The organism is Microcoleus sp. B5-D4, from assembly GCF_036705145.1.
Classification (GTDB): Bacteria; Cyanobacteriota; Cyanobacteriia; order Cyanobacteriales; family Microcoleaceae; genus Microcoleus.
The window spans coordinates 1067-22288 of record NZ_JAUBTV010000031.1; the positions used below are offsets into that span (position 1 = coordinate 1067).

General features: G+C 46.6%; 26 protein-coding genes, 1 tRNA gene and 1 pseudogene. 19 read left to right on the forward strand and 9 right to left on the reverse strand.

What is annotated here, in order from left to right:
• The first annotated feature begins 436 nt into the window (after positions 1-436).
• The 6 genes from QUB10_RS16290 (at position 437) to QUB10_RS16315 (ending at position 6062) form a co-directional block, all read left to right on the forward strand.
• Positions 437-592, forward strand: coding sequence for a hypothetical protein (locus QUB10_RS16290; protein ID WP_158307982.1), 156 nt, complete (start codon positions 437-439; stop codon positions 590-592).
• Positions 593-604: 12 nt separating this feature from the next.
• Positions 605-2683: a CapA family protein gene (locus tag QUB10_RS16295; protein ID WP_333203642.1), complete on the forward strand. Its 2079-nt coding sequence runs from the start codon at positions 605-607 to the stop codon at positions 2681-2683.
• Between the two features lie 134 nt (positions 2684-2817).
• Positions 2818-3687 (forward strand): aldose epimerase family protein, encoded by an 870-nt coding sequence (locus QUB10_RS16300; protein WP_445300772.1) that lies wholly within the window; start codon positions 2818-2820, stop codon positions 3685-3687.
• 68 nt (positions 3688-3755) lie between these two features.
• Positions 3756-3827 (forward strand) — tRNA-Lys (locus QUB10_RS16305).
• 193 nt (positions 3828-4020) lie between these two features.
• Entirely contained in the window at positions 4021-5097 is a 1077-nt protein-coding gene (fba, locus tag QUB10_RS16310; RefSeq protein WP_333151971.1) for a class II fructose-bisphosphate aldolase, read from the forward strand.
• A 326-nt stretch (positions 5098-5423) separates the two neighbouring features.
• Positions 5424-6062: a type I restriction endonuclease gene (locus QUB10_RS16315; protein ID WP_333203646.1), complete on the forward strand. Its 639-nt coding sequence runs from the start codon at positions 5424-5426 to the stop codon at positions 6060-6062.
• A gap of 165 nt (positions 6063-6227) precedes the next feature.
• Here the strand turns inward: QUB10_RS16315 and QUB10_RS16320 are convergent, their stop codons facing one another.
• Both QUB10_RS16320 and QUB10_RS16325 read right to left on the reverse strand, forming a co-directional pair.
• Entirely contained in the window at positions 6228-6566 is a 339-nt protein-coding gene (locus QUB10_RS16320; RefSeq protein ID WP_333203648.1) for a DUF5615 family PIN-like protein, read from the reverse strand.
• Between the two features lie 3 nt (positions 6567-6569).
• Entirely contained in the window at positions 6570-6911 is a 342-nt protein-coding gene (locus QUB10_RS16325; RefSeq protein WP_333203650.1) for a DUF433 domain-containing protein, read from the reverse strand.
• Here QUB10_RS16325 and QUB10_RS16330 point away from each other — a divergent pair.
• From QUB10_RS16330 to QUB10_RS16350, 5 genes and pseudogenes are all read left to right on the forward strand, one after another.
• Positions 6910-7173 carry a hypothetical protein gene (locus QUB10_RS16330; RefSeq protein WP_333203652.1) on the forward strand — a complete coding sequence of 88 codons (264 nt, stop codon included), beginning with the start codon at positions 6910-6912 and terminating at the stop codon, positions 7171-7173. The genes QUB10_RS16325 and QUB10_RS16330 overlap by 2 nt on opposite strands.
• A 48-nt stretch (positions 7174-7221) precedes the next feature.
• Positions 7222-7938: a DUF6088 family protein gene (locus QUB10_RS16335; protein ID WP_333203654.1), complete on the forward strand. Its 717-nt coding sequence runs from the start codon at positions 7222-7224 to the stop codon at positions 7936-7938.
• Between the two features lie 2 nt (positions 7939-7940).
• Entirely contained in the window at positions 7941-8321 is a 381-nt protein-coding gene (locus tag QUB10_RS16340; RefSeq protein WP_333203734.1) for a nucleotidyl transferase AbiEii/AbiGii toxin family protein, read from the forward strand.
• Positions 8322-8374: 53 nt separating this feature from the next.
• Entirely contained in the window at positions 8375-9589 is a 1215-nt protein-coding gene (locus QUB10_RS16345; RefSeq protein WP_333203656.1) for a transposase, read from the forward strand.
• Positions 9590-9650: 61 nt separating this feature from the next.
• Positions 9651-10238: pseudogene (locus QUB10_RS16350) on the forward strand (nucleotidyl transferase AbiEii/AbiGii toxin family protein); the annotation flags it as partial.
• 472 nt (positions 10239-10710) lie between these two features.
• Here QUB10_RS16350 and QUB10_RS16355 read toward each other — a convergent pair.
• Positions 10711-12063 carry an ATP-binding protein gene (locus tag QUB10_RS16355; RefSeq protein WP_333203658.1) on the reverse strand — a complete coding sequence of 451 codons (1353 nt, stop codon included), beginning with the start codon at positions 12061-12063 and terminating at the stop codon, positions 10711-10713.
• 244 nt (positions 12064-12307) lie between these two features.
• On the opposite strand from QUB10_RS16355, the gene QUB10_RS16360 reads away from it, so the two are divergent.
• The 4 genes from QUB10_RS16360 to QUB10_RS16375 all read left to right on the forward strand — a co-directional run bounded on the left by QUB10_RS16360 (position 12308) and on the right by QUB10_RS16375 (position 14610).
• Positions 12308-13264 (forward strand): hypothetical protein, encoded by a 957-nt coding sequence (locus QUB10_RS16360; protein ID WP_333203660.1) that lies wholly within the window; start codon positions 12308-12310, stop codon positions 13262-13264.
• Positions 13265-13266: 2 nt separating this feature from the next.
• Positions 13267-13626, forward strand: a complete 360-nt coding sequence (locus QUB10_RS16365) for a hypothetical protein (RefSeq protein WP_333203662.1) — start codon at positions 13267-13269, stop codon at positions 13624-13626.
• Positions 13627-13937: 311 nt separating this feature from the next.
• A complete protein-coding gene (locus QUB10_RS16370; RefSeq protein ID WP_333203664.1) occupies positions 13938-14198 on the forward strand; it encodes a hypothetical protein in 261 nt (86 codons plus the stop codon).
• A complete protein-coding gene (locus QUB10_RS16375; protein WP_333143073.1) occupies positions 14191-14610 on the forward strand; it encodes a hypothetical protein in 420 nt (139 codons plus the stop codon). The genes QUB10_RS16370 and QUB10_RS16375 overlap by 8 nt, the downstream gene beginning before the upstream one ends.
• Before the next feature lie 78 nt (positions 14611-14688).
• Here QUB10_RS16375 and QUB10_RS16380 read toward each other — a convergent pair whose 3' ends face one another.
• Genes QUB10_RS16380 through QUB10_RS16390 form a run of 3 tightly spaced genes read right to left on the reverse strand, consistent with a single transcriptional unit; the run spans position 14689 to position 15592 of the window.
• Entirely contained in the window at positions 14689-15042 is a 354-nt protein-coding gene (locus QUB10_RS16380; RefSeq protein ID WP_333203666.1) for a hypothetical protein, read from the reverse strand.
• Between the two features lie 56 nt (positions 15043-15098).
• Positions 15099-15383: a type II toxin-antitoxin system mRNA interferase toxin, RelE/StbE family gene (locus QUB10_RS16385; protein WP_333203667.1), complete on the reverse strand. Its 285-nt coding sequence runs from the start codon at positions 15381-15383 to the stop codon at positions 15099-15101.
• Positions 15380-15592, reverse strand: a complete 213-nt coding sequence (locus QUB10_RS16390) for a hypothetical protein (protein WP_333181497.1) — start codon at positions 15590-15592, stop codon at positions 15380-15382. Before QUB10_RS16390 ends, QUB10_RS16385 begins: the two co-directional genes overlap by 4 nt.
• Positions 15593-15788: 196 nt before the next feature.
• Between QUB10_RS16390 and QUB10_RS16395 the strand changes: the two genes are divergently transcribed.
• A complete protein-coding gene (locus tag QUB10_RS16395; protein ID WP_333203670.1) occupies positions 15789-16115 on the forward strand; it encodes a flavoredoxin in 327 nt (108 codons plus the stop codon).
• Between the two features lie 16 nt (positions 16116-16131).
• Entirely contained in the window at positions 16132-16392 is a 261-nt protein-coding gene (locus tag QUB10_RS16400) for a hypothetical protein (RefSeq protein ID WP_242722229.1), read from the forward strand.
• A gap of 38 nt (positions 16393-16430) precedes the next feature.
• On the opposite strand, the gene QUB10_RS16405 is transcribed toward QUB10_RS16400, so the two are convergent.
• Both QUB10_RS16405 and QUB10_RS16410 read right to left on the reverse strand, forming a co-directional pair.
• Entirely contained in the window at positions 16431-16553 is a 123-nt protein-coding gene (locus QUB10_RS16405) for a hypothetical protein (protein WP_333203672.1), read from the reverse strand.
• Between the two features lie 101 nt (positions 16554-16654).
• Positions 16655-17356, reverse strand: coding sequence for an alpha/beta fold hydrolase (locus tag QUB10_RS16410; RefSeq protein WP_333203674.1), 702 nt, complete (start codon positions 17354-17356; stop codon positions 16655-16657).
• A 152-nt stretch (positions 17357-17508) separates the two neighbouring features.
• On the opposite strand from QUB10_RS16410, the gene QUB10_RS16415 reads away from it, so the two are divergent.
• Positions 17509-17988 carry an NUDIX domain-containing protein gene (locus QUB10_RS16415; protein ID WP_333053933.1) on the forward strand — a complete coding sequence of 160 codons (480 nt, stop codon included), beginning with the start codon at positions 17509-17511 and terminating at the stop codon, positions 17986-17988.
• A gap of 507 nt (positions 17989-18495) precedes the next feature.
• Positions 18496-20223 carry a hypothetical protein gene (locus QUB10_RS16420; protein ID WP_333203676.1) on the forward strand — a complete coding sequence of 576 codons (1728 nt, stop codon included), beginning with the start codon at positions 18496-18498 and terminating at the stop codon, positions 20221-20223.
• Between the two features lie 260 nt (positions 20224-20483).
• Here the strand turns inward: QUB10_RS16420 and QUB10_RS16425 are convergent, their stop codons facing one another.
• Positions 20484-21221 (reverse strand): class I SAM-dependent methyltransferase, encoded by a 738-nt coding sequence (locus tag QUB10_RS16425; protein WP_333203678.1) that lies wholly within the window; start codon positions 21219-21221, stop codon positions 20484-20486.
• Position 21222 lies beyond the last annotated feature (1 nt).

The window sequence follows — 21222 nt, forward strand, 5'->3', positions numbered from 1 at the left end:
CTCAAATCTCAAATCTCGAAACGAAAGCTCTAAAGCGACACTCAAACAGCGACAATAAAAACAGACTCTGCCTCAGATATCTCCCTCTTTTCTGCCTCAAGTCCCCCAGAAACAAGAGTGTTCGGAGGTTATTTCTAGCCCCCAGTACCCTCTGTGAACTCAATCTAAAATCTAAAATCTAAAATCTAAAATTTAAAATCGATCGCCCACTAACGCCGTCAAGGCTCAATCTCAAATCTCAAATCTCGAAACGAAAGCTCTAAAGCGACACTCAAACAGCGACAATAAAAACAGACTCTGCCTCAGAAATCTCCCTCTTTTCTGCCTCAAGTCCCCCATAAACCTTTTGTTGCGACGTTTGTTCGATCGTCCACTAACGCCGTCAAGGCTCAATCTCAAATCAAAAATCTAAAATCTAAAATCGATTGATCGGAGTGTGATAAAAATCACTGACAGCAGGCAGCCCCTAAATGTAGAAAATGGTGGCGGCCAACAACTAGCTTCAAAACGGGCAGCGGAACCTGTGGCGGTTAAGCTAAAAGAATTGCGGTTCCGTTCAAAACAAATTGGAGTCATCGCTCGTGCGTATTAAGGAGGCTAATTGATGGTGTACGCAGAAAATTGGTCGCAGCCGTCTATCTTGGAGCTAGCGCGATCGGGCAACTTTCAAGCCCTAAATTACTGGATTGACAGCTTGCTGCGGCCCGAAGGGATTTATGCCCGCGTCGAACAGGCTCAGGCCGGCTGCGTCCAAATCCTCGTAGAATTCCAGCGCGAATTTGCGCCAGATACTACATTACTCGGGAGCACTCTCCGGGAAGGCTTAGTCAAATTTATTTGCCACCAACTCTGGAGACTGAACTCGCCAGCAGTAGAAGGAGTGCGAATTCACGCGCGCTTGGCTGGGGATGCAGACATTCTCTGGAAACAGTCAGTGCGAATTGTGACTCCGGCAAACCGCCAGCGACGGCGTTACCGTTCCCTACCGGCCGTCGATTGGGTTAAATTTAAAACGTATCGTTCTCTGCTGCTAGTGGGATCGGCACTTGCCTCATTTATTTTAGGGTGTTGGGTCAGCTACCACGAAGCTGTGACCCTGCGGTCAGTAGCCCCAGTATCCGGGTACCAGCAAACTGGGGTAATGTCGGGGCCGCCTCCAAAACGTGCGGATACCGTGCAAGCGGCCTTAGAAGTGGTACCAGTAGTACAGCAAAAGCAAGTTGCTAATCCTTACGACCCAACAGTAACGCTGATGTTCGGAGGAAATGTGAATCTATCGGATGCGCTCGGAGCATCTGCTGCCAACGATCACCAATGGGCTTTCGCCAATATGGACGAGTACCGGCAAGCAGATGTGGCGATGGTTAACCTAGAAAACTCCCTGACTCGCTCTACATTGGGGTCTGGCAAAAAACAATTAAATTTTAAAGCCGATCCAGAATCGGTGAAAGTATTAACAGCCGGAGGAGTGGATATTGTCAATCTGGCAAATAGCCGCGTTATGGATTACGAGGAACCGGGGCTGGTGGAGACGATGAATACTCTAGATAATAGTGGGATTCAACACCTGGGAGCCGGCAGAGATATTAAAGAAGCGAGGCGTCCAGATATTATTGAAGTTAAGGGTCAGCGGATTGCCTACCTCGGTTATTACGATGCCGAGCTTCACGTCGCTGACCAAGGGAAAGCGGGCACTAACCCCCGCCGTAACAATCGCGTGGCCGAGGATATTCGAGCTCTTAGGGGTCAGGTAGACTGGATTATTGTTAATTACCACTGGGGAGTCGAATTGGCCGATTATCCGGGCGACTGGCAGATTGATTTGGCTCGGTTCACGATCGACCAAGGAGCTGATTTGGTAGTGGGACACCATCCCCAGGTACTGCAAGGTGCAGAAATTTACAAGGGCCGGCCCATAGTTTACTCGCTGGGTAATTTTATATTCGGCGGCAATGCTCGCAGGGATTACGATACCGCAGTCCTGAAAGTATCGCTCAAAGACAGGAATATGAAGGTAGAGTTTCTGCCTGTGGAGGTGAAAAATTTTCAGCCGAAGGTGGTGAAGGGATCCGCAGCCGATCGCATCCTCAAACGTGTCGAGCAAATTTCTAGTATTTTCGATCGACCGATGCAATCTTCTGTAGTTCTCGATGCCCTAGTTCAGCCAGGAGCGGCATCAAAAACTCCAAATTCGACCTTGCCAGGAGCAGCCAAGAGCGGTACATACCAGCCTGGGCGAGGTTCTGGGGCCAGCGACGGTGAAAGCACTCAGCAAGGCCCCGGACAACCCAAACCTACTTTGATTTTGCCGGCTTTGCCGGCTGCGCCCCAACAGCCGGACAACTCCTCATTTTTCCCGAACGGGACAGGGCCTGCAATTGAGTCAAATCCGCCTCCGAATCAAAATTTGCCGCCGCGCATCTACCCCACTCAACCTCAAAATCCCAGCCGGGAACCAGAGCCGTTTACAAAAGAGCCATTCATCAAAGAGCCGTTTATTTCGCCCCCATCTCCCAGTCAAGGAGCAGTGCCGAGTCCCCAAAGCTATCTTCCCCCGAATCGGGCTGTATCTTTTGAAGTCGCACTCAAAGAGCAGCCGGCCTCGGCGATCGTTCCAGCTACCACCAGCAACCGCTCCAAGCAGCGGATCGCCCTGCCTCCTATAGCTGGGAGCATTGGTTAGCCGGTGGGGGCCGGAGCGAGGATGCAGGGGGAGGATAGGGGCGGTAATGGGTGAACATCAACATACCAGCGACCAATTATTAACGATCGATTTACTGACAACCAATGATCAATGACCTACTACCGATGACAAATGTGTTTGCGATCGCGCTCAAGCAAAAGCAGTACAAAACCTATATCCTCTCCGACGAAACCGCTAACTCTACTCTAGAAGTTGTGCCGGAACGGGGCGGTATTGCCACTAGCTGGCTGGTTGAAGGCAAAGAAATCTTCTACTTGGACGCGGAACGGTTCGCCAATCCCGAGCTAACTGTACGTGGCGGGATTCCCATCCTGTTTCCCATCTGCAGCAATCTCCCCGACAATACTTACACCCACAAGGGAGTGGAGCGTAAGCTCAAACAGCACGGCTTTGCTCGAGACTTGCCTTGGACAATAGGCGAACAAGTTACGGAGGGTTGCGCCGCTATTACGCTGATTCTCGACAGCAGCGACAAGACGCTGGCTGTTTATCCCTTTGATTTCCAACTAGCCTTCACTTATCAGATTAAAGGCAATTCTTTGGAAATTTTTCAGCGATACACCAATCTGTCTGACGAACCCATGCCGTTTTCTAGTGGTTTGCATCCCTACTTTTTGGCTACGGACAAATCTAAGCTCCGCTTTGAGATTCCGGGGATGCAGTACAGAGATCAGAACACCCATTCCAAGGGTTACTTCACCGGGGTTTTTGACCCGACGCTGGATGAAATTGATGTTTCCTTTGACGAGCTCACTGGTCTGGCTGCTACTGTCACTGACGCGGCGAGCGGCTTGCGGCTCACCCTCAGTTACAACTCCAGCTATGGGAAGTTGGTTTTCTGGATGGTGAAGGGCAAGGATTTTTACTGTTTGGAACCTTGGACTGCTCCTCGAAATGCCCTCAACACTGGCGAACACTTGATTTATTTGCAGCCGGGAGCCACTTGCGAGATGCTGGTTCGCATGACTGCAAATTTTATTTAACAAAACACTTGCTATTTCAAATGAGGGGTGCTACTATTAGAAATTGTGTGCGGTAACAATGTTTTCGCGGGTCGCTAGCTCAGCGGTAGAGCATTCGGCTTTTAACCGATTGGTCTCGGGTTCAAATCCCGGGCGACCCATAAAAAATTTGTGAGTTAAGAATTTTGAGTTTTGAGCTGAATGCTCGGAACTCAAAATTTTGTTTGTTGAACTTTTTAGTAAATCTGGAAAGATAGTGCGCGATCGGTCGCAAATTGTCTTAATATTATCGTAAGAATTAAGCTTGTCCAAAATTCACTGCCCAAAAATCACAAATAATTAGGAGGAATATCTATGGCGCTTGTACCTATGCGATTGCTGCTCGACCACGCGGCTGAAAATGGTTACGGCCTACCGGCTTACAACGTCAACAACATGGAGCAAATCCAAGCGATCATGCGCGCTGCTGACGAAACCAACAGCCCCGTGATTCTGCAAGCTTCTCGCGGCGCTCGCTCCTACGCTGGCGAAAATTTCCTGCGCCACTTGATTTTGGCAGCAGTTGAAACCTATCCTCACATTCCCATTTCCATGCACCAAGACCACGGCAATGCCCCCGGCACTTGCTATTCTGCCATGCGCCAAGGTTTCACCAGCGTGATGATGGACGGTTCTCTGGAAGCGGATGCTAAGACTCCCGCTAGCTACGAGTACAATGTTCAAGTTACTCGCGATGTGGTGAATGTTGCTCATTCGATCGGCGTTAGCGTTGAAGGCGAACTGGGTTGCTTGGGTTCTCTGGAAACAGGGATGGGCGAAGCAGAAGATGGCCACGGTTTTGAAGGTGCGCTTTCTCACGATCAGTTGCTGACAGATCCTGAACAAGCTGTGGATTTCGTTGAGCAAACCGGCGTTGATGCTCTAGCAGTCGCCATTGGCACTTCTCACGGCGCTTACAAGTTCACTCGCAAGCCGACTGGCGAAATTTTGGCAATCAGCCGCATTGAAGAAATTCACCGCCGCTTGCCGAATACTCACTTGGTAATGCACGGTTCATCTTCTGTGCCCCAAGAATTGTTGGAAATCATCAACAGCAACGGTGGCAAAATCCGCGAAACCTACGGCGTACCTGTGGAAGAAATCCAAAAGGGCATCAAGTGCGGCGTTCGCAAGATCAATATCGATACTGACAACCGTTTGGCGATTACTGCTGCGGTGCGCGAAGCTTTGTTTGCGAAGCCCGACGAGTTTGACCCCCGCCACTTCTTGAAGCCGTCGATCAAGTATATGCAGAAGGTTTGTAGCGATCGTTATAATTCTTTCGGTTGCGCCGGTCACGGTACAAAGATTAAGCAAGTGTCTTTGGACGATTTTGCAGCTAAGTATGCTAAGGGCGAATTGAGCGCTCCTAAGAAGGCTGTAGCTGTTTAAGAATTTTAGGTTTTAGATTTTAGATTTGTCTGAAGTCTAAAGTTAGGATTGCCGGGTAGCTGTGGAGTTGCCCGGTTTTTGTTTTTGGACAGAAACCCATACTTTTGCTTATACTAATTCTCAAAAGTCATGCAACAGTAGCTGTAGGGTGCGTCGCCACCCTTAAATCCTAAAAAAGAGCGACAATCTCAAAGCGACGCACCTTACCTGATAGTTCAGGAAACAAACCTAACACTCATGATTGTTGCTTTCTGGAGGCGAGAATTGGTATTACAATGAAGCTAATTTTCCTGGGAAATTCAACGGTTTGAATCAAAGGTGAACGAATGGCAAAGGTTATTGCAGTTACAGAAGCTATTAAAAGCCAAGAGGAGGCTGAATCAAGGTTGAATTTGAGCCGAAATGAGGATGAGGCTTTTTTTACAGAGTGGCAAACCCAATTGCCAAGTCTCAGCGATTCTGAACAGACTGCTTTGGATACGCTACGACGCAGATTGCTATATCATAGATCCGATGGAGAATTGTTAGAAGGGGCAGTGACTTTGCTGGTGGCATCACCTTTGTTAGAACTGGCGGGATTCTACGATCCACCTTTCAGGATGAAGGCTGAAGCTGCTATCGAAATTGCGATCGATGATGGGGAAGAAACCCTGCGCGGACGAATTGATATTTTGATTTTGCCTTGGCAGCTTTGGGTAATGGTTTTGGAGTGTAAGAAGACTACGATTTCGACGCGATCGGCATTACCCCAAGCATTAGCATACATGATGGCAAATCCTGATTTGGATAAACCGAGATTTGGTATGTTGACGAATGGCGATGGTGTGTTGTTTGTGAAACTCAGGGCTCAACCTACAGCCGAATACGGGTTATCGCGGGCATTTTCGATTTATACTGTACGAAGTGAATTGCGATCGGCTTTTCAAGTCTTGAAGCATTTAGGCCAAGGCATCACTGCCGTTTAATACCAATTCTCGCCTCCAGAAAGCAACAATGATGAGTGTTGGCTTTGTTTCCTGAAAGACTGTATGCACCGGTGCGTCGCTGGGAGATTGTCGCTATGATTGAGGATTTTTGAGAGCGACGCACCCTACAGCTACTGTTGCATGAGTGTTGAGAATTACTATAAGTTAAGGGGAAGGGCGCACAACACGAATTAGTTTACCTTGCAAAGATTCTTCTGCTGTAATAGCCGCGTTGATTCGGTTAGCCAGCGCTTCCCAATTGCGATCGTTCGTACAGGCGATAATGCCAGCATGAAGGGGCTGTATGCGGTGCAGCCGAAAGAAATCACGGTTTTCGGTAATGACGACCGGTTTTTCGCTAGTAGCAAAAGCTAAAACATCCGAGTCAGGAATTTTCTGATTCGCTCTGCCTGCTTCTTGAACAGTCAAAACATCATGTCCTAAAGCTCTCAGTAATTCTACAACAGGATAGGGGTATTGCTCATCGGCATAGAGACGTGCCATCTGCTACAAATCCTCGTCCATCACTTCATTGTTTTCCCGAATTTCTGTTTCAATTTCATCGGGAAAGGCTTCAGCATAAGCCCAAGCGTTAGCAATATCAGTCGCAGATAGCGATAGATAGCTTGTGAGTAAATCAGCTTCGCTGTAGCCAATGCGACGAGCTTCTACAAGTCCCCAAACGGTGATGCGAGTTCCAGCTATGCACGCACTCCCGCCACAAACATCAGGCGTTTTTTCAATACCGCGCCAAGGAGTAATTTTACCTTGAGATAGGAGTTGAACGACTTGAGCTTTTTCGTCGTCAGAGAGTGCCAGCAGTTGAGGCTCTAATTCTTTTAGCGTCATGGCAAACAATGGAATTGCGACTACCGATCATTCTATCGAACCGATCGCCCCATTTACCCGATCGCCCATTGCCACTTCTAGTAATTTGGGTGAAGCGCGGGGAATGCAAGCAACGGTTGTATCAATTACACTGCACGGGCGATCGCCCTCCCCATACGCTTGCTTGCACAACTCAAGCTTTGAAATGTTCTCTGGTACTATAACGCAGCAGATGATCCAGGTTATTTGTCAAGTTTTTTTCCACAAAAACTTGACAATTTAGAAAGTGGTGAGAATAATGGGATTAAAAGCCTGACCTGGGATTCAAGAGATGAAAAGGAGTCAAGTCAACACAGCAGAGTTAATTCGCAGACAGATTGAGGAACGGGGAGAAGGCTATTGGCGGCACTCTGACTTTTCTAACCTGCCGTCAACTGCGGTCAGCAAAGCACTTTCCCGAATGGCGGAAAACGGAATTTTGGAGCGAGTCAGCAAAGGACTATACTATCGATCGCGCCCGACTCGATTTGGTCGCAGTCGTCCCTCTCCAAGCGATATCCAAAAACTGCTGACAAAACAGAACTTGCATCCGGCTGGACTGAGTGCGGCTAATTTATTGGGGTTTACCACTCAAAACGCAATTCAAGGTGAATTTGCTACCTCAGCGAACAGTGTCCCCCGCACTATAATTGGTTCTCGCGCCCGACTCCACACTCGCAGACCTGAAACTTGGAATCGCTTAGAAGCAACTGATGCAGCAATGCTTGATTTTTTAAGGTCTAGGGGTAAGTTGAGCGAGTTGTCTCTGACGGAGACGAAGCAAAGGTTGCTAGACTATTTTCGAGAAGGATCTCGCTTTGAACGTTTGCTTGCAGTTGCAGATGCGGAACCGCCGCGAGTACGAGCTATGCTGGGTGCGATCGGACAGGAGCTCAGAAAGAGTCCTAAAGAGCTAGAAAAACTCCGAAAAAGCCTAAATCCAGTCTCTCGGTTTGATTTTGGTAAATTCAGCAATCTGAGTTATGCCAAGGAGTGGCAAGCCGAGTGAAAATGTTTGAACATCCTGATTTCCGCGATGCTGTCATCGCAGCTAGGGAACATTTCGATCGCTTTGGACTCACCGAACAATTCATCGAGAAAGATTACTATGTCACTGAGGCGCTGCGAATTGTGGCCAATCAGTGGCGTACTCAAGTCATTTTTAAAGGCGGAACCAGCCTCTCGAAGGGGTGGAGACTGATAGAACGATTCTCGGAGGATATCGATCTGTTTTTGAACAAACAGGCATTCGTTCCTCCCCTTGGTGCAAACAGAATTGATAAAGAATTAGCAGCAATCGAAAGTGCTGTGGGAGAGCATCCTGCTTTGACCAAGAAAATGGGATACAAGCCCCTTCTTCAGTGGCCGGCTTTAATTAAGAATTGTGAGTAATCGCATTTGCGTTTAGCCAAACTTCTATAATTAGGATAGGAAGGACAGAGCAAATGTTTAACTTAACCTACGAATTTAAACTGAAACCAACAGCGGTGCAAACAGCCATCTTTGAAGATTGGCTAGAGCAATGCCGTCGCGTCTACAATTACGCGCTAGCTGAACGCAAACATTGGTTTCAATCTCGTAGCTGTCAAGTTAACGCTTGCTCTATCCGTTCTGAATTCATCATCCCTGCGGAAACAAAGCGACCGACTTACGCAAGTCAGTGCAAAAACTTAACCGCAGCCAGGGCAAACATTCCTGCTCTCGGTGCGGTTCAAGTCCACGTCTTGCAGCAAACATTGCGAAGGCTTGAGAAAGCATTTGTCAGTATGTGGGAACAGAAACACGGATTTCCGCGCTTTAAAAAAATTGGTGGAATGCGTTCTTTTGTGTTTCCAGAAATGGGCGTCAATCCAGTTCAAGGCGAGAGGGTGAAACTACCCAAGATTGGTTGGGTGAAATTCCATCAATCGCGTCCCATTCCTGATGGTGCAACAATCAAGCAAGCTCGAATTGTCAAGAAAGCTAGCGGTTGGTATGTAATGCTAACCCTGCAATGGGACGTTTCTGTACCGACGGTTATGCCTCACGGCGAAGCTTTGGGTATTGACGTTGGTCTAACTAATTTCATAGCGACTTCCAACGGTCTTCTAGTAAAGCGCCAAAAGTTTTTCGTTGACGCTGAACGCAAGCTTAAATTGCTGCAACAGCGCGTCAGTCGAAAGAAGTTAGGCTCGAATAACCGAAAAAAAGCTCAGAAGAAAGTTGCCAAGCTGCACGAATATATAGCCAACTGTCGCTCATACTGGCACTGGAAACTGGCACACCAACTTTGCGAAGATGCAGGAATGATATTTGTTGAAGATTTGAACTTGATTGGTTTGTCTAGAGCAATGCTCGGTAAGCACTGTTTAGATGCTAGTTGGGGGCAATTCTTTACTATCTTGCAGCAAACCTGTTTTAAGCATGGTGTGTGTTTTCAGAAAGTAAGTGCTCATAAAACAAGTCAAATTTGTCCTAATTGTGGTGTGGAGACAGGCAAGAAAGAACTGTCGGAGCGAACCCATTCTTGTTCTAGCTGTGGGTATACAACAGACAGAGATGTTGCAGCAGCACAAGTAGTTTTAATTAGAGGGCTTGCAGCCGTAGGGCATACGGTCAAGATGCTTGGTGAGGGTAAATTCGTTGGAATCCCTGTGAACCAAGAATCCTCGTACCTTTAGGTCGAGGAGTGTCAAGCTAGAACCTGATTCGTCCAAGCGGAAGCGGGGGGTTTTTCGCAACAGCTATTTCAGCTACACTCAGCAATTTTCGGGCAATCAGGCGATCGCTAATCGTGTATTCTTAGAAATGGGAACTCGCAGCGGCACTTATCCTACGCAGACTGTACAACTGTCTTCTTATGTGGCTGAATTTCTGCGTAAAATTGGGCAGAGTCTTGATACTGAAGATGAATTGCCTTTCTCTATGCTATTGCTGGACTTTCGGCGCACCTTTGTTGAGAAGCTGTTTGCAATTCACTCTAAAGTAGTGAAGATTCAGCAGGATGGGCAATCAATTGGGACATACGCCAGACATTATTATGACCTGTTTTGTTTAGCTCAAAAGTCCGAAGTGCGCCAAATGTTCCAAACTGATGAATACAGCCAGATTAAAGAGGATTGCGATCGCATTAGCCGCGAACACTTCCCAGATTATCAGCCGCCGTCAGCGATGAATTTTTCCAACAGTTCGGCTCTCTTCCCAACAGGAGAACTGCGTCAAACTATTGCTAGAGAATACGAACAGCAGTGCGGTAGACTCTGCTATGGAAATTATCCATCATGGGGGGAAATTGAAGCTTGTTTTGAAGAATTTCGCGATCGGCTTTGACTGTTGAGCCTGAAGCATATCGTTGGTTATAACTGAGATATTGCACCATTCTCAATTAGCCGTAGGGGCGGGTTCGCCAACAGCCTTAAAGCTTGCAAATAGGTTCTATAAACCCGCCCGACCCCACGAAAAATCCTCTTATTGATATTGCTGCAAGATGCCAGTTATAACCCAATACGGTTCAGTTAAGCTCGATCCCCCCTAGCCTAGGGCGGGCACTCTTGACACCGCCCCTACGAAGGGGAGTAAGCTGTTCGGCATTTAAAGGACTTGCGTAAGGTGCGTCAGCATCTAAGGTTTTCCGTTTCAGCGTAAGGGTTCGCGAATGACGCACCCTACTAGCCTCGTTACTGGTTTAAATGCTCCACAGCTTAGGGGGTGGGACAAGAAATTACTCTTGCGTCCCCCAACAATCAGGGGGATTTAGGGGGATCTCGCCCGGAATAAATAGTTATAACCCAAGCGTATTGGGTTATAACCCTTTGATATATTCCCTGATTACTGGCGGCAGAGTGTAAAAATTTGCTTGTTGTTCAATCAAGCAGCGCCGCGATAGAGATTGCAGCGCATTTAGCAAATCTGAAGCCGGAATTATGTCATTTTCTAGCAATTTTGCCCGGTTGATTGGCTGGCTTTCTTTCGCTAACAAGGAGATTACTTGTGTTTCTAGTTCCGATAGGCGATCGAACTGCTGCTGTAAAATATCTTTCAAATCTTCCGGCAACAATATGGTATCATTTGGTAATAACTCGGTCACGCCTCCTCCCAAGTCTTGAATCAGATTCGCCACGCTTTTTAACCATAAGGGATTGGCTTGGTAACGATGAATGAAAGTTTCACTGTTGTCGCTTTCTTCTAACCCATAATCTCTGAGTATTTCCCGTGCGGCGGCGATGTCTAAACCTTGGAGTTGTAAGGTGCGAATAGAAGTATTTTGGCTTTTAACTTGAGTCACTTCTCTGGGTTGTTCCCAACCGATTAACAGAAAGCAGCTTTGATGGGATAATTTTTCTATTTGTTTGAATAAAGAGCGATATTCTTCGGATTCTGGTTTATATTTTCCTGCCAATTCTCCGCTACAGAAAAGGTTGTGAACGTCATCTAAGACGATTAAACAGCGATGGTTTTGTAAATACTTAATCAGCGGTAAGCGTTTCTGGTTTATTGGGGATGAATATTCTTTTTCGGAATTGGAAAAAAGCTGTGTTAGGTTAGATTGAAATTTTTCTAGGGTGGGGAATTCCTCTAGAGTGTACCAAACTGCGTACTCAAACTCGTCTTTAATTTGTTGTACGAGTTGTACTGCTAGGGTGGTTTTGCCGATACCGCTGATGCCGGTGAGGGTGATGAGGCGACAGCGTTGTTGTAGAATCCAGGTGGTGAGGGTTTGGAGTTCGGGAGTGCGATCGAAGAAATCGCCTAATTCTGGCATATGGCTTAAATCTTGATGTGAGGTTTCTTGATTTGGTGGGCGTGAGTTCGGTATGTTTGGCGGATGTCTGGCTTCTCCACAGGTGTTAAAACTACTAATTGCTACAACGTCTTTTGCAAAATTGGAAACATTTGAAACTTGCCACCTCTGCATTGCCGAGCAAAAATTCTTTTTATTGACATCTTCCCCTAATTCTTCTGAAAGAATCCGCCATAATTCCGAACCCGCATTCCTAGCGCTACTTTCAGAACAGTCAAAATCTTTGGCTATGTGCTTGTATGTCTCGCGTTCTAGAGTTCCCCGCAGTACCGCCTCTTGTAAATCATCAAGGTGTTGACCCGTTTTCTCGAAGACTATGCGATCGGCGAGTTTTAACGCTTCTTTTAGGTTCATCGGTTTAGGTAGACACCAGAATTTTGTGTATTATAGCTCACATTTCCGGCTTTTTAGTACATTTTTGGACAAAAATAGATTCAGTAGAATGAAAGTGTCGGCAAAATTGAACATTTTTTTATTAAAATACTTCGGATTTCTCAGAACTAGAGGAGAAGTAGTAAATAGTTAATTTAGGGATTAAACGCTTGCACTTTTCTATCTTATATAGAGGAAAGCCCGCGTAATAAAGGTTGAAAAAAACATGAATAATAGGGATTCGGTTGTCGCTTTTTGCTTGAGTATTGTCAGTATTTACTTAATTGGTGCTGTTCAGCTCATCTTGTGGATATTTTCTTCTAAATATTTAAATCAGGAAGCTGCTGTAGCTGTGACACTTTTCATATTGAGTCCAGTTGGAGCGTTGTTATTTGAGCCTATCAGAAAAAAATTGGAGGTTTCGATTGATGACTTATTCACCAGCGCATACATCGACAAATCAATTTATAGGATTTTAATTTTTGGTCGAGCGGGAAGTGGTAAAACTACATTTATAAAAACTGCTTTTACACTTGCAGATACCGATATAAATATGCGGTCTACTCAGAATTTTAAGTCTTATCAATTTAGGAGTTTATTACAAGGAATCGATGGGGAAAGCACTAAGGTGGCAATAGCCGACTACAAAGGGCAAGATCTCCTCCAGGTAATACTTAATGCTCCGCAAGATTTTTTTGGCGCTCCAGGCAGTCGTGTACTTAATGCGATTATATTCATTGTAGATCTTGTGCCTAGAAAGAGTGACAGATTTGGCAACCCTTTCAATGATGAAGATATGCTTGAGTGGCTTAGGAGCGGAAATATGTTAGATATAATCAGAGCAAGAGTTAAAGAACACCACGAATACATTAATGAAGCATCCTTACAATTACTCTTTGGCAGCTTACATAGCCAAAATTTGAAAACAGTTATATTTGTGATCAACAAAATAGATTTGATTGACAGATTAATTGATAACGGATATTTAAATATCAGCAATTTTTCAAATGGTAGAGAGTATGCCAAGCATCTTTTTAAAGGGATGATTGAAAATGTTTTTGGAGTTTGTCAGGCATTAGGTATAGAATATTTATCTAACAGGGATTCTTTGGTTTTTATAGTCAGTACAAGAAGTAGGGATGAGTTGAACCCAATCCTCCGTCTGTTAGGAACAAGGAGTTAAATATGTCTGAAAAGCAGCCGAAATATAGCGATCCTGAAGATGGGATGGACTATCGAGTTATTAGGTCTTATGGACGTGCAACTGGAACCCCTATACGCAAATCCTTTGTTTATGCCTTAGTTCTTGTTATAGTTCTATTTTTAATAACAAGATGTGACGGAGGACAAGCTAGTGATTTAGAAACAAAGGTAACTAACTTAGAATCCAAGGTAACTAACTTAGAATCCAAGGTAACTAACTTAGAAACAAAGGTAACTAACTTAGAAACAAAGGTAACTAACTTAGAAACAAAGGAAAACAAAGGAGAATCTCAGAAAAGCAAAGGAGAATCTCATAAAAATAACGCAGAATCTCAGCCCTAGTGATGATTCTACAAAGAGCGATCGCCCGAACACGCATCAAGAGTGATCGCCCTTTCTTGTTTCTGATGATCGATCACCTAAAATGAAAGAGCGATCGCCCACCAAGCATATTCTATTAACCCTCGTGTTACTCAACCTCTTTTTCCACTGGCACTCTGAGCCATTTTCACCATTTCAAAGTGCGATGGTTGCACGCAGGGTGTGAAGCGTAGCTATCCCATAGGGAATCGCCCCAGCAAAAGAAAGGCCGATCGCCATTAAAACACGAGTTTAAAGGCTAAAATAAATGTATGTAATCTTAAACAAGCGATATGCCTCTCAGCGAGCTTTTACCCACCATCGATCAATTATCTCATCAAGATAAACTGCGACTCATTCACTTTCTCCTACTTGCAGTTGCCAAGGAACAAGGATGCAGCCTAGAACCTGCTGAAGATACTAATTCAGAAAATGTACTTTTGAATCAACTAGCATCAACGAGTGCAGTTGTATGGTCTCCACAGGCCGATCGAGAATCAGTTCAAGCATTATCAGAACTTCTACTTGCTGCCCAAGAATCAGCTCATGCTTAATAGTCAGCGATTTCCATTTATAGAGCGAATTGATAGCCTTGGGCGATCGAGTATCATGCCATATTTGCCAATCACTCTCTCCAACGGCAGCAACTCCGTAGAAGTGATGGCATTGTTGGATACGGGTGCAAGTGTCAACGTTTTGCCTTATCAGATTGGTCTACAACTAGGGGCAACATGGGAACAGCAAACCGTTCCTATTCAATTGAGTGGGAATTTGGCTCACAGTGAGGCGCGGGGATTGGTGCTTTCGGCTACAGTTGCTCAGTTTTCGTCGCTCTTGCTGGCATTCGCTTGGACTCGTTCGACAGATGCACCCGTAATCCTTGGACACCTCAACTTTTTCTCGGAGTTTAATGTCTGTTTTTTTCGTCACGAGTTAGCTTTTGAGCTTTACCCAAGAGAAAAATGAATTGTTTAACCAATATGCGATCGCCCTTTCTTGTTTCTGATGACCGATCGCCTAAAATGAAAGAGCGATCGCCCTTCCCTAATTCACAGCCAACAAACCCGACATATTCAGCACTTTTTCCGAGCAAATCCTTCCCTCTTCGCCAACTCTCATTCGTTGTGTCGCATCCTCCCAAATCCTTGCCCAAGAATACTGCCAGCAAGCTAACTGAATCTGCAACTCAACTAACTCAGCAGCTATTTCTATCTCTGCATCTTGAGCAGTCCATTCAATAAACAGCTTACTTTCTTGCAGCAGACTTTCAATTATTTCGCCATTAGCTGCATTTTGACAGCGAGATTTAATTCGTGCCAAATCCCATGCTAAATTTCCCAAACGAATGGGTAGATCATCTCGCAAATAGCGTTCCTTTAGAGCATTCCAATCTCTCATAATCCTCCTAATAACTGTATGACGAGCGAGTTACATCTATTGCTGAAAGGATGACCTCAATAAACTTCGTCATGGCTACCAATATCAATCAGAAGGATCTCTTCAACATCTGAATCAGAATATTTTTTGAAATTGAAGACTATTCGACAGTCGTACTCTACAGTACAAGCCCAAGCACCAGATAGTTTACCTTTCAGCTTGTGGGTCTTAAGTGAGGGATGAAATGGATCATTTGCCAATAGTTCTAGTCGCTCAGCTATTTTTTCCTCCATTTCAGGTTCTTGGCGGATTAAGGATTTGAAAGCTCGTTTGAACGAAGAGGCTAAGACAAGACTTCTCATCTTTTTAATTCTGCCATGATATCATTTACTGTGCCTCGGAATACTTGTTCATGCGAATACTCTTCATCGGCACGAACAATATTAAGAGCGATCTCATCTCTCCGTTTTTCCCTAAGTCGTCGTCCGATCAAATCGATGAGAGTGATCTGTTCGTCATCAGACATTTCTTCGACTAACTCTATAATGGCATCAAAGCTATAGGTTTTCATGGTTCTAAGCTTCGTAAGTCTACAATTATCAGTATAACAAATCACTGCACCCAAGCGATCGCCCCTCACACCAAATACCAAACACTGCGATTATTCTACGGAGTGCGATGATTGAGTTAAACAAAAGATCGATCGCCCTATGGGCAAACATTTCTGCTAAAGTATAGCGCGTACTTAAATCAAACAGCCTACACTTGTGGAAAGAATTCCAAACGAGGCCTTAGTAGTTCGTGGCGGTCGCAATCGCCCAGAAGATATTAAACGCAGCACGGCAACTCACCCCAGCGGCATCACGGGAATTTCTGTAGAATGTGGAGTAGGATTATCTGTAGCAGAGTTAGCAGCAACAATCCCTCATGGACAAGTTGGTGTGACGACAGTAGGCGAGGTTCGATCGTCCGATGGAGATGTCATCCGTACTTCTGGCCGAAGCCCAAATCATGCAACATTAACTGGCTTAACACCAGAACAAGCAAGTCTGCTGCTGACACCAACGATTCCTAATCCATCACAACAATCATAGTGAGTTGAGCAAAAATATGAAATATCCCAGAATCTTTGCCGACTTTCATAATGCGGATGAACAAGGTCGCCTTCGCCTAAATTGCGTTGGTACTATTGAAGATTTGAGTCGCCAAAATATTAAGTTAGAAGATGGCAAATTTTTAGCCTTGTATGACGAAGAGTTAGAAGTCGATGGCGTAGTGCAATATTCCGAAGAGGAAAGTCTTTGGGTTGCAGTAATTGATTGGAAGCAAATTAGGCAAGTAGAGGATATGCTTGTTCAAGCAACAGTCTAGTGCGATCGCTGGCTAAATGCAGGTATCAAGTAAAAGTTTCATTCCAAAACTTCCCATAGTTCGGCGACAGGAGCAATTAAATCTCCTAATATTTCACCGCTTCCTTTCATTGTGCCAAACAGGGGGCGTGGGGTTTGGGTAGTGGCAGGATAGATAATCACTAATGGTTTCCCTTCATGGATGATGGTGAGGGGGGTTTTGGTACGTTCCCTTAAACCTTCTGCTTCTTCCTTCGCGTCCTTTGCGTCTTCGCGGTTCGTTTCTAACGCAAATACTCAATCCAAGCCGGCAAAACCTCCGGCGAACCGTACCACTTCCCCGGAGAACGAGGCGAATGCCAAACCCCCTCCAACACCAGATTTTCGGCCCCGTCCAAAACAGCAGCTTCCACCGGCGTAATTCCATCTCCCCAAGTTTCGCCTTTCCCCACAGTCAATTCATAACTTTTGTAAGCCAGCCAAGTCCCAAAACCGCGCTTGCCAAAAACAGCCTTCCCAGCAGCGCACACGTAGCGCACCTGGGGGTGAAAAGCCCCCGGATAGTGAATTTTGACAAAATCTAGATTTTTGCGCGTCCAGCGCTCTTGAGAGACGTGCGGCGTGCCTAAAGTGATTAAAGTATTCACATAAGGGTGAGCTTCCCACAAACCCGCATCCTCAAGCACGTCGCCGTGAATCGTGTAAGGCTTTTCGCCCAAATAGATGCGAGAAATCCAGCCGCCGGCGGAATGACCGACGAGATTGATCTGGGGAACGCCGTATTGCTGTAACATTTGTTTGACCGTGCGATCGAGCTGTCGCAAAATTGGCACCATCGACCGCCCGCCAAAAGTCGGCAACCAATCTCCCTTGCCCAGAGGCACTGTTACTGTTGGGAAACCTCGATCGACCAGAGACTTTTCTAATTCCCGATAGTCGGAAGCAGCAGCAAAATATCCTGGTAAAATCACGGTTGGTAATGGCATGGTCAATTTTAGATTTTAGATTTTAGATTTTAGATTTTGCGGTCGGAGTGCTACGATCTGTTTTTCAAGTTAAAAGACACTTGCCAAAGCATCCTTTGGATTGCTAACATCTGCCGCTCGTTTAACCTTTTGCTTAGGGAATATCTACTTCTATGGCTCGCGAGCCGATTCAAACATGGTATTTTACCCTAGTTGTCGTTCACTTAGAAGACCGTTTTCTACTGGTACAAGAGCGCAAGTACGAGCAGCAGTGGTATCTCCCAGCAGGGCGAGTGGAAAAAGGGGAGACTTTGCTCGAAGCTGCTATGCGTAATACCTTTGAGGAAGCAGGCATTTCCATCATCGTTGAGGGAATTCTCCGGGTAGAGCACACAGTGATGCCTAGGGGTAATGTGCGCCTCCGAGTCATTTTTGTGGCTCGTCCACAAGATAAGACCCCGCCCAAGAGTAAGCCGGATGAGCATACTTTGTGCGCGGGCTGGTATTCTCTCAAGGAATTAGACCAGTTGTCGTTGCGGGGAGAGGAAGTTCGAGAAATGTTTCAATATATGGCCAGCGGCGCTCCAATTTATCCCATCGACTTACTCACCATCGAGGGAGCTCCTTTTAAAAATTACCGCTATCGCTGGTGAATCCATAGATTTTGGATTTTGGATTTTGGATTTTCGATTTGAGACTTCGGCGTGAGTGCGATCGCCCTTACGATTTTAGATTTACTTGCAGCGCAGTGAATCAGGGAGCAGGAACTTTAATTTACAATTTGTAGAATCGACCCTGACGCTAGTGTCGGGGGCTTGTACTCATTTTGGGGCGGGGCTACCGAGGGACTGCGGGCTGGGCTGACAGCCACTCGATCAGTTTTTTGATGGCGTAACCGAATTGGAAACGCCGATCCATCGAACTTGTCGATCGTGTTTAATAAATTTGGTTCAGTTTCGGGCCCATGAATTTTCATCAAGGTCGATCGGGCAACTTCGAGGGCGATCGTGCTAAAATTATACCTTTGAATTCCCAACCTCTCCTCATTAAAACGAATTTACACTCAATCACAACCACAACAATATAAATTACCAATCCCCCAATCACTCAATCTCGCAATCCCCCAATCTAAAATCTAAAATCTAAAATCTAAAATTTAAATGACTGACTCTTCCTCCCTAGCCAACACCCTTTCGGAACCGCTGCGCCAGCCTTTTTGGTGGGCAGCCCTAGCTTCTGTGGGCCTGCACGGAGTCCTCGGAGCAACCGCCCCAACGCTCTCAAACATACTTTATGGTGGAAATTCCTCAAAAAATATCCCCGGTTCTGTCGGCTTAGTAGAACTAACTCCAGCAGAAGCCGGCCGCCTGCCACAAACCATACCACCGAAACCGTCTAATACGCGATTTACGCCATTTTCGATCGCACCAGTTCCCCTTCGGCCAGCGCCCAAGTTAGCCCCGCCCTTGCCCCCCCCACCTGATACCATCAACTTGCCCGCCATGCCGCCGGGAATGCCCCCTCCTGGATTCTTTTCCCCTCTCCCTCCTTCCCCTCTCCCGCCCTTCACGGCCCCAACAGCCCCGCCACCTCCCAAAACTCCATCCCCAACAGTCAGAGCCCCCTCCCAGCCAATACCCACTTTCGTCCCACCCGTACCTCCCAGCGGTTTTCTTTTCCCGCCCTTACCTGGTAATTTCGATCGCAATATCCCGCCACCACCATCGTTGACAGAAGCGCCCCAGCTTCCCGGCGGCGGCTCGGAAGACGAAGCAGAGGCGCTCAAAAGGATTATATCCAGTAGAGGCGGACTGCCACTATTTCCAGACGGAGCTCCAGTCTTTACCCCGGAATTCCCAATTGGCAGGAATGTGGGACCCGATGGAGTACCAAAATTGACTCAAAAAGATCCCAATAAAAGGAATCTCATCGCAGAAACTCCCGAAGAAAGAATCAGGAGGGCACAATTTGACCAGGGACAGCGACAGCTAGAACAGCAGGGAGTTCCCGGTTCAAACTTACCCACCGACAGAGAGACACTGCTGGCGGCTGGAGAGACCTATGTTGCTTTGTTTGAGAAATTCAAAAAGGCTTATCCTGACTTGGAAACGACGGGCCCGACTCCTGTGCCTGTGCCTTATCCCGTAACAGCTTGCTCACAAAAACTCCAAGGAAGAGCAGTTTTTGGAGCAGTTGTCAGCCCTCAAGGCTTGCTCAAGGCCGAGCCACAGCCGATCGTCCCCACGGGTTACGGTATTCTCGATAATGCGGCTAAAATTGCGATTATTAGCCCTTCTCTAACATTTGAAGCAGCCAGCACGCACAAGCTTTACCAACTGACTGTCGAGTTTAAGTACGACGAAAAAGTTTGTAGTGGCATTCCTCTCACCCCAACCAGGCCCAACCCACCAGGCCAGCCGCAGCCCGCGCCCGCGCCGACAGCGCCCAGCAGACCAACAGGCCAGCCGCCCTCCCCAGCGCCTACAGAAGTGAAGCCGCAGTTTGAGAAGCCGCCGGCCCCCTCAAACAAACCGCAGCCAGGGGCCCAACCGTCGCCGTCGGCACCCAAGCCCACGGCTCAACCGTCGCCCTCGCCTGAACAGAAACCAGCAGCGGAACAGTCGCCTTCTCCTCAACCGCAACCCGCCGAAGAGTCCCCGCAGCCCGAAGCTGCACCATCTCCCGCCGCCGAAGAGTCCCCGCAGCCGGAAGCTGCGCCATCTCCTGTCCCGGAAGTGTCGCCCTCGCCTGAAGCTGCGCCTTCTCCCGCCCCGGAAGTGTCACCCTCGCCGGAAGCTGCGCCTTCTCCGGCCCCGGAAGTGTCGCCATCTCCGGCCCCGGAAGTGTCGCCGGAAGCTGCGCCATCTCCTGCTGCTACGGAAAATTAATTGGGCATCCGTAATTGGGCATCCGTAATTGGCAATCGGATATGGGAATAGGTAATATCCAATCTGCTTGCTTCAATATTGTGAGTTAGTAGTTAGTAGGGTGCCTCAGCTTGAATATTTGTTGCTTATCCAACTAATTTCAACTTGCTAAGGCACCCTACTTTATCCACTAAGAATAAAGTAGTTTTTCGTCTGCCTGACCAGGCTTTGGATGATTGAAGTTTTGACTACAAAGCTAATTACCTATTCCCCTTAACCTCTCAATTGTATTGAACTTTATACATTTGAAATAAGTCGCCGCTTTGCTTTTTTACTACCTTAGCGCCAGCAGCTTTTATCATTTTTTCCCAATCTTCTATTGTCTCTAAAAATACTTCCCCGGCTCTATAAGTTTCCAAAATTGCCCAATCTTCGGCTAAAGGAGCATTGGGGTTGAGGACATCAAAAACAAAATGACCGCCCGGTTTTAGTACCCGCTTTACTTCTCCCATCACAATACTCCAATAGTCTATGGGATAGTAACAGCTAAAGCCTGTAGCGAGGCATAAATCGAACTGAGCCTCCTCGTAATTTAACTGGTGAGCGGGGGCCCATTCTACGCCTTTGAACAGCTTAGAATTGAGCTGAGGGCCGCGAGCGTTTAAGGCGTCTCGCGCGGCGCTGCTGATTTCTTGACCGTAAAAATAGGCCTCCCACTCCCGCCAAGGGTAGATGAGAAAGCTGACTCCGCACCCAATGTCTAAACAGCGCTGATTTTTTTGAGGTTTGGCAATTTTCCAGAAAGGAGAAACTGTTTTTGCTTGGAGAGTTCCTGCAACAGATTCTAGGAAAATCGGCATTGCTTCGACTTCTTCGGGTAAAGCGAAAGCTTCTCCTCGGTATTCGCGATCGAACCGGGCAGCAACCTGCGATAGTAAAACTTGCCAGCTATCTGATTTGCCTTTAGCAAACCAAGTCTGCTCCTGACCCGCTACTGGGCGTTCGGACTTTTTAGACATT